This window comes from Brachybacterium sp. GCM10030268 (assembly GCF_042666305.1).
Lineage (GTDB): Bacteria > Actinomycetota > Actinomycetes > Actinomycetales > Dermabacteraceae > Brachybacterium.
In genome coordinates this window covers 627,758-642,579 of record NZ_JBHTCW010000002.1, presented here as the reverse complement: position 1 = coordinate 642,579, position 14,822 = coordinate 627,758, and the positions used below count along the sequence as shown (strand labels likewise).

Below are 14,822 nucleotides of genomic sequence, written 5' to 3'. Positions count from 1 at the left end.
CGTCGAACGGCTCGCATCCTAGGCCATGCACCCGCCGGGACCGAGTGGTCACGACCCTACCGAACAAGGCCGCACTAAGGAGGGTCCCCCAGTGAGCATCACCATCGGCCCGTTCAAGCCCGCCGAGCATCTCGACCTCCTCCACGACTGGCTCACCCACCCCCGCTCCGCCGCCTGGGGCATGGTCGGTGCGACGCGCGACCAGGTGCGTTCGCATCTCGAGACGATCGCCGCGAGCGATCACGCCGGCTCCTGGATCGGCCTCGTCGATCAGCAGCCGCGCTTCTACCTCGAGACCTACGACCCCGCCACGCTCCTCCCGCCCGGCGCACTGGACCACCGCAGCGGCGACCTCGGCATGCATCTGCTGGTGGCCCCACCGATCGGCGAGGGCGAGCACGGCTTCACCGACCGCGTGATGGCGGCCGTGATGCGCTTCTGCCTCGGCACGCACGGGCCCGATCCCGCCTCCGGCGCGGCAGCGGGCCGCGGCGCCCGGCGGGTCGTGGTCGAGCCCGACGTGCGCGGCACGGCCATCCGCGCCAAGAACGCGGCGGCCGGCTTCCGGGTGCTCGGTGACGTCGACGTGACCGACGAGGGCGCGACCAAGCGCGCGGCGCTGAGCGTGTGCACCCGGGAGAACTTCGCAGCCTCCGTCCTCGGGCAGGGGTGGACCGGGCAGGAGGATCCCCATGCCCACCTGTCCCCGGAGGTCGGCGGGGCGGTCCACCGCCGCCTGCTCGCCAAGGCGATTTCCGAGTTCTCCCACGAGCGGATGCTCCATCCCCGCGAGCTCGGCGGCGGCTGGTGGGAGCTGCCCGTCCCTCAGTCCGCAGCGAGCTACCGGTTCCGGGCGCAGGTGCTGCCGCTGGAGCACTGGCTGATCGAGGAGGACACTCTCGTGCGTTGCGCGGGGGAGGGCGCCGGCCATTCCGAGCCCTCTCACCACGAGCCCCTCGACGTGCTCGAATTCGTCCTCGCCTTCCAGAGCGTCCTCGGCCTGGGTGATGACCTGCTGTCGACCTATCTCGAGGAGCTGTCTTCGACCTTCGCCGCCGCCTGCCACACACTGCACGCCGCGCGGGCCGGGGAGCGTCCTACGGCCCCTGAGCTGCTCGAGGCGGGCCTGCAGGAGACCGAGGCCGCGATGACCGCCGGTCACCCCGGCTTCCTGGCGACCAACGGCCGCATCGGCTTCTCGCTGCCGGACTACCGGGCCTACGCGCCCGAGCAGGGCCAGCGGGTGCGCCTCATCTGGGTCGCGGCCCGTCGGGACCAGAGCCATCTCGCCCTCGGGGACGGCCTGGACGAGCAGGCCCACCTCGAGGCGGCGCTGACCCCTGCCGAATGTGGCGCCTTCGCCGAGCGCCTGGAGGACCGCGGGCTCGACCCGGCGCAGTACCACCTGCTGCCGGTCCATCCCTGGCAGGCCGAGCACCGCCTCCCCATCACCTTCGCCGCCGAGGTCGCGCGCCAGGACCTCGTCGTACTCGGCCCCGGAGCCGGCGAGTACCAGGCCCAGCAGTCCCTGCGCACCTTCTTCGACCTCACCCGCGAGGGCGCCCCGTACGTCAAGGTCGCCCTCGGCATCCAGAACATGGGGTTCCTGCGCGGGCTCTCGCCGCTGTACATGCGGGACACCCCTGCCATCAACGACTGGGTCGCCGGCGTGATCGGCCAGGACCCGACCTTCGCCGGGCTCGGATTCACCGTCCTGCGTGAGCGCTCCTCGCTGGGGTACACCGGCGACATCCACCACCGCACGCCCACCTCGAACCCGTACCGCAAGATGCTGGCGGCCCTGTGGCGGGAGAACCCGCTGCCGCTGCTCGCCGCGGGGGAGCGGGCCGTGACCATGGCCTCCCTCCTGCACCGCGATCACGAGGGACGCTCCTCCGTGGGCGAACTCATCCGGGCCTCGGGGGTGGACGCCGGCACCTGGGTCCGGGACTACCTGCGGGCATACCTGCGCCCGATCGTGCATGCTCTGCTCGCCCACGACCTCGCCTTCATGCCGCACGGCGAGAACCTGATCCTGCGCCTGGCCGGCCATCGCGTGGTCGGGGCCTTCCTCAAGGACATCGGCGAGGAGACCGCCGTGGTCGGGCCCCGCTCCCTGCCAGCGGACATCGAGCGCATCCGCGTGCCGATCCCCGGCACCGAGAAGGCCCAGCTGGTCCTCACCGACGTGCTGGACGGCGTCCTGCGCCACCTCAGCGGGATCCTCGAGGCCGACGGACTGCTGCGCGCCGACGACTTCTGGCGAGCGGTCGCCTCGGTGCTGGACGAGCACGAGCAGGAGCATCCCGACGTCGCCCGCGGGCTCGCGGACGACGTGGATCTGCGCGCGGAGACCTTCGCCCACGCGTGCCTGAACCGCCTGCAGCTGCGCAACACCCTGGAGATGGTCGACCTGTCCGATCCTGCCGGGTCGACGATGCTGGCGGGGGAGATGCTCAATCCCGTGGCGCGCGCCACCGGCTGACGACCCCTCGTCCACTGTCCGGATGCTGAGCGCTCATCTCGCATGTCGGAGCGTAGTATCGCGCTCATGCCTCAGCTCCGTTCCCGCACCTCGACCCACGGCCGCAACATGGCCGGTGCCCGCGCCCTCTGGCGCGCGACCGGCATGGAGACCTCCGACTTCGGCAAACCGATCGTCGCGATCGCGAACTCGTACACCCAGTTCGTCCCCGGCCACGTCCACCTCAAGAACATGGGCGATCTGGTCGCCGGCGCGGTCAAGGAAGCCGGTGGGGTCGCCAAGGAGTTCAACACCATCGCCGTGGACGACGGGATCGCGATGGGCCACGGCGGGATGCTGTACTCCCTGCCCAGCCGCGACATCATCGCCGACTCGGTCGAGTACATGGTCAACGCGCACTGCGCCGATGCGCTGGTGTGCATCTCGAACTGCGACAAGATCACCCCGGGCATGCTCATGGCCGCGATGCGCCTGAACATCCCCGTCGTCTTCGTCTCCGGCGGCCCGATGGAGTCCGGCGAGCCCGTCGAGGGCGTCACCGAGCACCGTCTGGACCTCGTCGATGCCATGTCGCTCTCGGCCGATGAGTCGATCACCGACGCTCAGCTCGCCGAGATCGAGGACAACGCCTGCCCCACCTGCGGCTCCTGCTCGGGCATGTTCACCGCCAACTCCATGAACTGCCTGACCGAGGCGCTGGGGCTCTCCCTGCCCGGCAACGGCACCACGCTGGCCACGCACGCCTTCCGCAAGGAGCTCTTCCTGGGCGCCGGCCGCACCGTCGTCGAACTCTCCAAGCGCTACTACGAGCAGGACGACGAGTCGGTTCTCCCGCGCAGCATCGCCACCAAGGCGGCGTTCGCCAACGCGATGAGCCTGGACGTGGCGATGGGCGGCTCGACCAACACCGTGCTGCACATCCTCGCCGCCGCCATCGAGGGCGAGATCGACTTCGGCCTCGAGGACATCGACCGGCTCTCGCGCTCCGTGCCGTGCCTGTCGAAGGTGGCGCCCAACGGCACCGCCCACGTCGAGGACGTCCACCGCGCCGGTGGTATCCCCGCGATCCTCGGAGAGCTCGACCGGGCCGGCCTGCTGGACCACACCGTCCACTCCGTCCACTCCCCGGACCTCGACAGCTGGCTGCGCGATTGGGACATCCGCGGCGGCAGCGCCACGGCCGAGGCCGACGCGCTGTTCCACGCGGCCCCCGGCGGGGTGCGGACCACCCAGGCGTTCTCGTCGACGAACATGTGGAAGGAGCTGGACACCGACACCGAGGGTGGAGTGATCCGCGCGGTCCCGCACGCCTTCACCAAGGACGGCGGGCTGTGCATGCTGCGCGGCAACCTCGCCGAGGACGGTGCCGTCATCAAGACCGCCGGAATCACCGAGGACCTCTTCCACTTCGAGGGCACCGCCGTGGTCTGCGACTCGCAGGAGGAGGCGGTCCAGAAGATCCTCGACAAGACGGTCCAGGCCGGTCACGTCGTCGTCATCCGCTATGAGGGGCCGCAGGGAGGCCCCGGCATGCAGGAGATGCTCTACCCGACCTCGTTCCTCAAGGGGCGGGGCCTGGGCAAGACCTGCGCGCTGATCACCGACGGCCGCTTCTCCGGCGGCACCAGCGGCGTCTCGATCGGCCACATCTCCCCGGAAGCGGCCGAGGGCGGACTGATCGGACTGATCGAGGACGGTGACCGGATCGTCATGGACGTCGACAAGCGCCTGCTGCAGCTCGACGTGGACGAGGACGAGCTGGCTCGCCGCCGCGAGGCCAAGGGACCCCTGCCGTGGCGCCCCGACGGCCGCGAGCGCCAGGTCTCCCAGGCCCTGAAGGTCTACGCGCATCTCGTGCGGTCGGCGACCTACGGCGCGACCCGTCGGCCCCTGCCCTGAGCGGTCCTCAGGTCCCGATCATCCCCTGGTAGCGGTCCACCACGATGTCCGCCACCAGGGGATGGTCGCCGAGCGGCGCCGCGACCACGTCGGCTCCCGCGTCCGCGAGGAGGCCGTGGAAGTACCCGGGGGCCAGCAGATAGTTCGCCAGCACGACCCGCCGGTCCTGTCCATCGCTCTCCCGGCGCCGGGCGACCTCCTCGGCGACCGACGGGCGTGCGGCGGAGATGAATCCGACGGTAACCTCGCGCTCGAGGTGGTCGCTCAGCAGCTGCGCCATCTGTCGGGCCATCGCCTGGCCGTCGGGATCGCGGGTGCCGGCGACGGCCAGCACCACGGTGTCGTCCTCCTGGGCGCCCGCCTCCAGCAGTCGCTGTGCCAGTACCTCCGCCAGACGCGCGTCGGGGCCCAGGGGACCGCTCGCGACGCAGGCGCGGTCGCGGATCGCCTGGGCGATGTCGTGGGCGACATGGAATCCCGTCGAGAGCAGCAGCGGGACGACCACAGCGGCCGCAGGGGCATCGGACTCCCGGGTGCGTCGTTCGGGCAGCGCGGGCGCCGCTGCCCGGACGGCGTCGGTGATCTCCGGGGTCTGCACGTCGACGTAGGCCTCCCGCACCGCCACGTCGGGCAGCTGATCCTGGACCCGCCTCAGCAGTGAGCGGATCACGCCGCGTCCCTGGCGGTCCCGGGTGCCGTGGGCGCAGCCGATGAGGGTCGGGCCCGCGGCGGGATCCGGGGTCGGGCGTGCGGGCTCACCACCCCCGGCGGGCTCGCTCCGCTGGGAAGGCGTCAGGAAGCCCTCGGCGGCGGTGCGGCCGACGGCGATCACGGCGGGGGAGGTGATCCCGGCTTCCCGCACCACGTCGGCGATGGTGGAGAGCGTCCCGTGGACGACCCGTTGCCCCGGCATCGTCGCGTCCTGCACGACGGCCACCGGCACCTGCGGGTCGACGCCGTTCAGCAGGGCCTGGGAGACCAGACGCGGCAGCCATCCCAGCCCCATCATGAGCACGGTCGTGGTCGCGGGATCCCGCAGCGCGGCGAGATCGGCGGGGGAGAGGTCCCCGTGGGCGCTGACGGTGTGGGTCGCGACAGCCGTGCCGCGGTGGGTGACGGGGACGTCGCCGGCCGCAGGCCCGGCGACCGCAGCGCTGACCCCGGGCACGACCTGGACCGGCACGCCGGCGGCGCGGCAGGCCAGGACCTCCTCGCCACCGCGGCCGAGCACGAAGGGATCGCCGCCCTTGAGCCGTACCACGCGCCGGCCCGCGCGGGCGTGCTGGACGAGCAGATCGTTGATCGCCTGCTGCGACGTCGAGCGCCCGCCCGGGATCTTGCCCACGTCGACGATCTCGACGTCGTCCTCGAGCAGTTCGGTCAGGCCCACCGGCCCCAGCCGGTCCACGACCACCACGTCGGCCTGGCGCAGCAGGTCCAGGGCCCTGACGGTGATCAGGTCCAGGGCGCCCGGACCGCCGCCGACGAGGGCGACGGACCCGGGGTCGAGCACGGTGCTGGGCAGATCGCGCATCTCTCGCCCCGCCTCAGCCCGCGTCGACCGGGACGGCGACAATGTCGAGGGACATGAGGTCCCTCAGGCGCGCAGCTGCGCGCCGGCCATCCCCGCCGCCAGCGTGGTGGCGTCCTGCGGATCGATGACGATGAAGGACCCGCCGTCGCGGGAGCTGCGGTAGGACTCCAGCGGGAGCGGCTGGGCGAAGGCCAGGTCCACGAGCACGAGGTCGTTGAGCTCGGCGGTCTCCGCCGGGACCTTCTCCAGGCTCATGATGTCCAGGCGCTCGTGGATCCCGACCACGCGGGCCTGGACGGTGCGGGTGCCGTGCTTGACCAGCACGCGGGCCCCGGCACGCAGGGGGGACTCGGAGAGCCAGCACAGCACGGCAGAGGCCTGCTCGGCCGGGGTGGGGGGATCCCCGGCCGCGATCAGGTCGCCGCGGGAGACGTCGAGGTCGTCGCTGAGGCGCAGGGTGACCGACAGCCCCGCCTCGGCCCGCTGAACCGGCTGATCGGCGCGGTCGATGCCGGCCACGGTGGTCCGTCGGCCGGAGTCGGCGACCACGATCTCGTCGCCGACCTCCACCGCGCCGGAGGTGATCAGGCCCGCGTACCCGCGGTACTCGACATGGGCCTCGTCCCGGGCGCCGTGCTGCGGCCGGATCACGAGCTGGACCGGCATCCGGAACGCCCCGTCCTGGAGGGCCCGCCCCGGGGGGAGCGTCTCCAGCAGCTCGAGCAGCGTGTGGCCCTCGTACCAGGGCGTGCGCTCGGACCGCTGGACGACGTTGTCGCCGTGCAGCGCGGAGAGCGGCACCACCTGCAGATCCCGCAGCGCCAGGGCCTCGCTGACGAGACCGAGCTGGGTGGTGACCTCCTCGTAGACGCGCTGGGGGTCATCGACCAGGTCGATCTTGTTCAGCGCGACGATCACGTGGGGCACGCGCAGCAGGGCGGCGACCGCCAGGTGGCGCCGGGTCTGCTCGACCACGGCCTTGCGGGCGTCGACCAGCACGACCACCACGTCGGCCGTGGAGGCCCCGGTGACCGTGTTGCGGGTGTACTGCACGTGGCCGGGGGTGTCGGCCAGCACGTAGGAGCGGCCGGCCGTGGCGAAGTAGCGGTAGGCGACGTCGATGGTGATGCCCTGCTCACGCTCGGCGCGCAGGCCGTCGGTCAGCAGCGCCAGGTCGGCCAGCTCGCCCTTCCAGCCGCGCTGACGGCTGGCGGCCTCGACCGCGGCGAGCTGATCGGCCAGCACCGACTTGGTGTCGTGCAGGAGCCGCCCGATGAGGGTCGACTTGCCGTCGTCCACACTGCCGGCGGTGGCCAGACGCAGCAGGGTGGGCCCGGAGGCCTCGGAGCGACCGGTGAGGTCCGGGAGCACGTCGGTGCTGGTCATCAGAAGTAGCCCTCTTTCTTGCGGTCCTCCATGGCGGCCTCGGAGAGGCGGTCGTCGGCGCGGGTCGCGCCACGCTCGGTCACGGTGGTCGCGGCGACCTCCGCGATCACCGCCTCCACGTCGAAGGCGTCCGAGAGCACGGCGCCGGTGCAGGACATGTCGCCGACGGTGCGGTACCGGACGGTGCGCACGACAGGCTCCTCGCCCTCACGCAGCTCGCCCCAGTCGCCGGGGGAGAGCAGCATCCCCTCGCGCTCGATGACCGCGCGCTCGTGCGCGTAGTAGAGAGAGGGCAGCTCGATGTTCTCGCGGGCGATGTAGCGCCACACATCCAGCTCGGTCCAGTTCGACAGCGGGAAGACGCGCACGTGCTCCCCGGGGCGGCGCCGCGTGTTGTAGAGATGCCATAGCTCGGGCCGCTGGTTCTTGGGGTCCCAGTGGCCGAAGCCGTTGCGGAGGCTGAAGATGCGCTCCTTGGCGCGGGCCTTGTCCTCGTCGCGGCGACCACCGCCGAAGACGGCATCGAAACGATGCTCCTCGATCGCGTCCAGCAGGGGAATGGTCTGCAGGGGATTGCGGGTGCCGTCGGGCCGCTCCTGGAGTCGGCCGTCGTCGAGGTACTCCTGGACGGAGGCGACGTGGAGGTCGACGCCGAGACGCTCGACGGTGGCATCGCGGAAGGCGAGCACCTCGGGGAAGTTGTGCCCGGTGTCCACGTGCAGCACCGGGAACGGGATCGGCGCGGGCCACAGGGCCTTCGCCGCCAGGTGCAGCATGACCACGGAGTCCTTGCCGCCGGAGAACAGCATCACCGGCCGCTCGAGCTCGGCGACCACCTCGCGGATGATGTGGATGGCTTCGCTCTCGAGCACGTCCAGCAGGTCGGAGTCCTTCGAGGCGGCGGTCAGCGCGCTGACCGCCGGGGCGGCGGTGGCGGACACGGCGGGGTCTGCAGGCGTGGCAGAGCCGGAGGAGCCGGCCTGGGCCAGAGTCGTCATCGGTTCTCCTGTTCGGGGTCCACGGAGATGAGGTTCCGGGTGGGCACGGGCAGGGTGACAGGCTGAGGTGACGGGCGGGTGTCGTCACCGGCGGGGTGGAGCCCGCACTCGGTCTTCGCGGAGCCCGCCCAGCGGCCCGCACGGGGATCCTCGCCGGGAGCCACGGCGCGGGTGCACGGGGCGCACCCGATGCTCGGGAAGCCCTGTTCCAGCAGCGGGTTCTCCGGCAGCTCCCGGTCCCGGGAGTAGGCGGTCAGCCGCTCGAAGGACCACGTCGCCAGCGGGTTGATCTTCACCAGATCGAAGTTCTCGTCGTAGGTGACCAGCGGGGTCCCGGCACGGGTGGGGCCCTCCTCGCGGCGCACGCCGGTGACCCAGGCGTCGTACCCGCCCAGCGCACCGCGCAGAGGATCGACCTTGCGCATCGCGCAGCAGGCGCCGGGATCGCGGTCGTGGAGCTTCGCCCCGAACTCCTGGTCCTGCTGCGGCACGGTCCGCTCCGGCAGCACGTCGACCACGGTCACGTCGAGCTCCTCGGCGACCCGGTCCCGGGTGGCGAGGGTCTCGGGGAAGTGGTAGCCGGTCTCCAGGAAGAGCACATCGACCCCGGGCTGATGCTGGGAGACCACGTGCGGCAGCACCGCGTCGGCCATGCTGCAGGCGACGGCCAGCGACTCCCCGAAGGTCTCGGCCGCCCAGGCCGAGACGGCTGCGGCGAGCTCCTCGGGCCCGAGGGTGTCCTCGAGGGCGGCGAAACGTTGCGAGGCGTCCTCCGCCAGCGCGCGCAGGCGGGTGGTCCGTGCGGTCGCGGTCGTGGTCATCGGAGCTCCTCGTCCTCGGTGCGATGGGCCCAGGCGGCGAAGGACTCACCCTGGGCGCGGGACCCCACGTAGCATCGCACGACTCGCTCGACGTAGTCGGGGAGCTCGCGCGCTGCCACCTTGTGGCGGCGCAGGGTGCGGCCCAGCTGAGGCTCATCGAGCCCGGGAGAGGCCAGGGAGCCGCCCAGATGGACCTGGAATCCCGGGACCTGCTCGCCTTCGTCGGTGGTGATGATCTGGCCCTTCAGACCGATGTCCGCGGTCTGGATCCGGGCGCAGGAGTTCGGGCAGCCGTTGATGTGCAGGCTGATGGGCTCATCCAGTTCCGGCTCGATATCGGCCAGGCGGCGCTCCAGCTCGGTGATCGCGTGCTCGGCGGTGTCCTTGGTGTCGACGATGGCGAGCTTGCAGAACTCGAGGCCGGTGCACGCCATGGTGGAGCGGCGGAACGGGCTGGGGCGAGTGGCAAGTCCCAGTTCCTCGAGCCCGGTGACCATCTGGTCGACGCCCTCGGCGGGCACTCCGAGCACGACGAGCTTCTGGAACGCGGTCAGGCGGACGGCGTCGGCGCCGACCCTCTCGACGAGGTCGCCCAGCCGGGTGAACAGATCGCCGCCGGCGCGGCCCACGATGGGGGCGGCGCCGATGTAGAACCGGCCATCCTTCTGCGGATGCACCCCGATGTGGTCCGAGGGGCCGGTGGGAGCCTCCGGGGCGGGCCCGTCGGCCAGCTGGTACCCGAGGTACTCGGTCTCGAGCACCTCCCGGAAGCGCTCCGTGCCCCATTCGGCCAGCAGGAACTTCAGCCGGGCCTTGTTGCGCAGGCGCCGGTAGCCGTAGTCGCGGAAGATCTGCACCACGCCGTGCCAGACGTCGGCGGCCTGGTCCTCGCGGACGAAGGCCCCGAGCCGCTCGGCGAGCCGCGGGGACGTGGACAGGGCGCCGCCGACCCAGAGGTCGTACCCGGGGCCGAGCTCGGGGTGGACCACACCGACCAGGGAGATGTCGTTGATCTCGTGGACCACGTCCTGGCTGGGGTGGCCGGTGATGGCCGTCTTGAACTTGCGGGGCAGGTTGGCCAGCTCCGGGTCACCGATGAAGCGGCGCTTGATCTCCGCGATCACGGGGGTGGGGTCGATGATCTCGTCGGCCGCGATGCCGGCCACCGGGCTGCCGAGGAAGCCGCGCGGGGTGTCGCCGCAGGCCGTCGTCGTCTCCAGGCCCACCGACGCCAGCCGGCTCCAGATCTCGGGGACGTTCTCGACCTCGATCCAGTGGTACTGGAGGTTCTCGCGGTCCGAGATGTCTGCAGAGCCCCGGGCGAACTCGGTCGAGATGCCGCCGAGCACCCGCAGGGCGCGCGGCGAGAGCGCCTCGCCGTCGGTGCGCACGCGCAGCATGAAGTACTCGTCCTCGAGCTCGTGGGGCTCGAGCTGGGCGGTGCGCCCGCCGTCGATGCCGGGCTTGCGCTGCGTATACAGCCCCCACCAGCGGAAGCGACCGTGCAGATCGTCGTCGGGGATCGAGTCGAAGCCCTCGTGGGCGTAGATCGTCTCGATCCGCTCGCGGACGTTGAGCCCGTTGTCCTCCGCCTTGAACTCCTCGTTGTGGTTCAGTGGCTCCGGTCCGTCGACCTTCCACTGCCCCTGCGGCTTCCCGGACCGGGAGGGTCGGGCCATGCCTGAGGGGGCCGGGGAGGCCTGGGAGGGCGAGGTGTCGGCTGGCGAGCTCGTCGCAGTATCGGTTCGGCTCATGGCGCCCATAATGCAAATTTATGTGCCCGAACACAAGCGCTAAGGGGTTTGTGTCCGTATGAGTCACGGGGAGTTCACCGGTGCCCCGGGTGTGGCGCGGGCTGGACGGGCTCCGACGGTGATCCGTGTCTCGCGATGCGGACCTCTGGTGCGACGCGAGCCCGACGCCCTAGTCTGTGGACATGCAGACGATCCTTCTCGTAGTCATCGAGCGCGGCTGACGCCCGTTCGTTTCTTCGAGACGTCCTCCGCGCGCCCCTCGTCAGCCAGTCGGCTGGAGGGGTTTTTTCGTGTCCGGCCCCTTGTGAGGGGGTCGGCAGGCGCGGGGGACAGGGATCGCCCGGCGCCGCTACCGTCCGAGCCGACGAAGGAGTATCGATGACCCCGCAGCAGATGACCGGCGCACAGGCGCTGGTCGAGTCCCTCGAGCACGCCGGGGCCGAGGTCGTCTTCGGTCTTCCCGGCGGCGCGATCCTGCCGACCTACGACCCGTTGATGGACGCCAAGACCCTGCGCCACGTGCTGGTGCGCCACGAGCAGGGTGCCGGACACGCCGCCAGCGGCTACGCCCACGCCACCGGCAAGGTCGGCGTGTGCCTGGCCACCTCGGGCCCGGGCGCCACCAACCTCATCACCGCCATCGCCGACGCGCAGATGGACTCGATCCCGATGGTCGCGATCACCGGCCAGGTCGCCTCGTCCCTGATCGGTACCGACGGCTTCCAGGAGGCGGACATCGTCGGCATGACGATGCCCGTGACCAAGCACAACTTCCTGGTCAAGAACGCCGATGACATCCCCAAGGTCATCAAGCAGGCCTTCCACATCGCCTCGACGGGCCGCCCCGGCGTGGTGCTCGTGGACGTCACCAAGGACGCCCAGCAGGCCACCACCGACTTCGTCTGGCCCGAAACCCTCGACCTGCCCGGGTACCGGCCCGAGCCGCGGCCGCACAGCAAGCAGATCCGCGAGGCCGTCTCGCTGCTGATGGAGGCCGAGCGCCCCGTGTTCCTGCTCGGCGGGGGCGTGCTGCGCGGAGGCGCCTCGCGCGAGGTCGGCGAGCTGATCGACGTCTCCGGGGTGCCCTTCACCACCACCCTGATGGCCCGCGGCGCCCTGCCCGATTCCCACCCCAGCCATCTGGGCATGCCGGGCATGCACGGCACCGTGGCCGCCGTCTCCGCGCTGCAGCGGGCGGATCTCATCGTGGCCATCGGTGCCCGTTTCGACGACCGTGTCACGGGCCGCCTGGACACCTTCGCGCCGGGCGCGAAGATCGTCCATGCCGATGTCGATCCGGCCGAGATCTCCAAGAACCGTGAGGCCGACGTGCCGATCGTCGGCCAGGCGGGCGACGTCGCCACGCTGCTGACGACGGAGCTGCGCTCGCGCATCGCCGAGGACGACACGCGCGACCACGAGGCCTGGTGGAACACGCTGAACATGCTGCGGGAGAACTACCCGCTGGGATGGACCGCGACCGAGGACGGCTTCACCGCGCCGCAGAAGGTGATCTCGCGGATCGGTGCGATCTCCGGGCCGGAGTCGGTCTTCGTCGCCGGCGTGGGCCAGCACCAGATGTGGTCGAGCCAGTTCGTCGGCTACGAGCGGCCGTGCTCCTGGATCAACTCCGGGGGCCTGGGCACGATGGGCTACGCGGTGCCGGCCGCGATGGGCGCGAAGGTCGGCCAGCCCGAGCGGACCGTGTGGGCCATCGACGGTGACGGCTGCTTCCAGATGACCAATCAGGAGCTGGCGACCTGCGTCATCAACGGCATCCCGATCAAGGTGGCCGTCATCAACAACTCCAGCCTGGGCATGGTGCGCCAGTGGCAGAACCTGTTCTACGACCAGCGCTACTCGCACACCGACCTCAACACCGGTCACGGCACCCGCCGGATCCCGGACTTCGTCAAGCTCGCCGAGGCCTACGGAGCCGCCGGCCTGCGCTGCGAGCGCGACGAGGACATCGATGCGACGATCGAGGAGGCCATGGGGATCAACGACCGCCCCGTGGTCGTCGACTTCACCGTCAGCGCCGATGCGATGGTGTGGCCGATGGTGCCCACCGGCGTCTCCAACGACCAGATCCAGATCGCGCAGGGCATGAGCCCCGAGTGGGAGAGGGACATCTGACCATGAACGACATCGATTCCGTGACCCGCCCCAATACCCAGACCCTCTCGGTGCTGGTCGAGAACAAGCCCGGCGTCCTCACCCGCGTGGCGGCCCTGTTCGCCCGCCGCGGGTTCAACATCGCCTCGCTGGCCGTCGGCCCCACCGAGCACCCCGAGATCTCCCGGATCACCGTCGTCGTCGACGTCGATCAGCATCCGCTGGAGCAGATCACCAAGCAGCTGAACAAGCTCGTCAACGTGCTCAAGATCGTCCAGCTCGATGCGAAGGCGACCGTGCAGCGCGAGCTGATCCTGATCAAGGTCGGCGCCGACGCCACCACCCGCACCTCGGTGCTGGAGATCGTGCAGATGTTCCGCGCGAAGGTGGTCGACGCCGCACCCGACGCGGTGACCATCGAGGCCACCGGCACCCAGGACAAGCTCGACGCCCTGCTGGGCATGCTCGAGCCGTACGGGGTGCGGGAGATCGTCAAGTCCGGCGAGGTGGCCATCGGCCGCGGCGGTCGCGCGATCACCGACCGCAGCCTCCTGGGCTGACCCGAGCGCGCCGAGGGGATCCTGAGACCCAGGTCCCCCACCTGACCCGCGCGGTCGCATCCCACATCTGAAGACGCCCTCTCACTACGTAAGACACCCGGCGATAGGATCGACCCGTCGCCCGGCTCGCCGGAACCTCGCACCGGCTCACCGGAACCTCACACTGACAAAGGAGCACATCGTGGCTGAGATCTACTACGACGACAACGCCGACCTCTCGATCATCCAGGGCAAGAAGGTCGCCGTCGTCGGCTTCGGCTCACAGGGCCACGCCCATGCGCTGAACCTGCGCGACAGCGGCGTCGAGGTCCGCGTCGGCCTGCGCGAGGGATCCTCCTCCCGCGCCAAGGTCGAGGAGGAGGGCCTGGGCGTCGGCACCGTCGCCGAGGTCTCCGAGTGGGCCGACGTGATCATGATCCTCACCCCGGACCAGGACCAGCGGAAGGTCTACGCGGAGTCCATCAAGCCGCACCTGAGCGAGGGCAAGGCGCTCGCCTTCGCCCACGGCTTCAACATCCGCTTCGGCTACATCGAGGTGCCCGAGGGCGTCGACGTGCTCCTGATCGCCCCGAAGGCCCCCGGCCACACCGTGCGCCGCGAATTCGTCGCCGGCCGCGGCATCCCGGACATCGTCGCCGTCGAGCAGGACGCCTCCGGCTCCGCCTGGGACCTTGTGCTGGCCTACGCCAAGGGCATCGGCGGCACCCGCGCCGGCGTCATCAAGACCACCTTCACCGAGGAGACCGAGACCGACCTGTTCGGTGAGCAGGCCGTGCTGTGCGGCGGCGTGAGCCACCTGATCCAGGCCGGGTTCGAGACCCTCACCGAGGCCGGGTACCAGCCGCAGATCGCCTACTTCGAGGTCCTCCACGAGCTGAAGCTGATCGTCGACCTCATCAACGAGGGCGGCATCACCAAGCAGCGCTGGTCCTGCTCGGACACCGCGGAGTTCGGCGACTACGTCTCCGGCCCGCGCCTGGTGACCGACGAGACCAAGGCCACCATGAAGGACATCCTCTCCGACATCCAGGACGGCTCCTTCGCCCAGCGCTTCATCGATGATCAGGACGCCGGCGCCCCGGAGTTCACCAAGCTCCGCGAGCAGGAGGCGGCTCACCCGATCGAGGCGGTCGGCAAGGATCTGCGCAAGATGTTCTCGTGGAACAAGGAGAGCGTGGACGGATACACCGAGGGCAGCGCCGCGCGCTGATCACCGCCCGCTGAGAGCGGCGGGCGCGCCCTCACGGTGCGCCCGCCGCCGGCATCTCGC

The 14,822-nt window shown here is 70.8% G+C and carries 10 protein-coding genes; 5 read left to right on the top strand and 5 right to left on the bottom strand.

What is annotated here, in order from left to right; genetic code table 11:
• Window positions 1-91: 91 nt before the first annotated feature.
• A complete protein-coding gene (locus ACFQRD_RS05905; protein WP_377016383.1) occupies window positions 92-2,485 on the top strand; it encodes a GNAT family N-acetyltransferase in 2,394 nt (797 codons plus the stop codon).
• A gap of 66 nt (window positions 2,486-2,551) precedes the next feature.
• Window positions 2,552-4,384: a dihydroxy-acid dehydratase gene (gene ilvD, locus ACFQRD_RS05900; protein WP_377016385.1), complete on the top strand. Its 1,833-nt coding sequence runs from the start codon at window positions 2,552-2,554 to the stop codon at window positions 4,382-4,384.
• Window positions 4,385-4,391: 7 nt separating this feature from the next.
• Here the strand turns inward: ilvD and cobA are convergent, their stop codons facing one another.
• The 5 genes from cobA to ACFQRD_RS05875 form a co-directional block, all read right to left on the bottom strand.
• Window positions 4,392-5,918, bottom strand: a complete 1,527-nt coding sequence (gene cobA, locus ACFQRD_RS05895) for a uroporphyrinogen-III C-methyltransferase (RefSeq protein WP_377016387.1) — start codon at window positions 5,916-5,918, stop codon at window positions 4,392-4,394.
• A 63-nt stretch (window positions 5,919-5,981) separates the two neighbouring features.
• Window positions 5,982-7,304 (bottom strand): sulfate adenylyltransferase subunit 1, encoded by a 1,323-nt coding sequence (locus ACFQRD_RS05890; protein ID WP_377016389.1) that lies wholly within the window; start codon window positions 7,302-7,304, stop codon window positions 5,982-5,984.
• Window positions 7,304-8,302, bottom strand: coding sequence for a sulfate adenylyltransferase subunit CysD (gene cysD / locus ACFQRD_RS05885; RefSeq protein WP_377016392.1), 999 nt, complete (start codon window positions 8,300-8,302; stop codon window positions 7,304-7,306). The genes ACFQRD_RS05890 and cysD overlap by 1 nt, the downstream gene beginning before the upstream one ends.
• A complete protein-coding gene (locus ACFQRD_RS05880) occupies window positions 8,299-9,123 on the bottom strand; it encodes a phosphoadenylyl-sulfate reductase (protein WP_377016394.1) in 825 nt (274 codons plus the stop codon). Before ACFQRD_RS05880 ends, cysD begins: the two co-directional genes overlap by 4 nt.
• On the bottom strand, window positions 9,120-10,877 hold the full coding sequence (locus tag ACFQRD_RS05875) for a nitrite/sulfite reductase (RefSeq protein WP_377016396.1): 1,758 nt from the start codon (window positions 10,875-10,877) through the stop codon (window positions 9,120-9,122). Before ACFQRD_RS05875 ends, ACFQRD_RS05880 begins: the two co-directional genes overlap by 4 nt.
• Before the next feature lie 378 nt (window positions 10,878-11,255).
• Between ACFQRD_RS05875 and ACFQRD_RS05870 the strand changes: the two genes are divergently transcribed.
• The 3 genes from ACFQRD_RS05870 (at window position 11,256) to ilvC (ending at window position 14,762) form a co-directional block, all read left to right on the top strand.
• Entirely contained in the window at window positions 11,256-13,013 is a 1,758-nt protein-coding gene (locus ACFQRD_RS05870; protein WP_377016398.1) for an acetolactate synthase large subunit, read from the top strand.
• Window positions 13,014-13,015: 2 nt separating this feature from the next.
• On the top strand, window positions 13,016-13,552 hold the full coding sequence (gene ilvN / locus ACFQRD_RS05865; RefSeq protein ID WP_377794122.1) for an acetolactate synthase small subunit: 537 nt from the start codon (window positions 13,016-13,018) through the stop codon (window positions 13,550-13,552).
• Between the two features lie 163 nt (window positions 13,553-13,715).
• Window positions 13,716-14,762, top strand: a complete 1,047-nt coding sequence (ilvC, locus tag ACFQRD_RS05860) for a ketol-acid reductoisomerase (protein ID WP_377017254.1) — start codon at window positions 13,716-13,718, stop codon at window positions 14,760-14,762.
• Window positions 14,763-14,822: the final 60 nt, after the last annotated feature.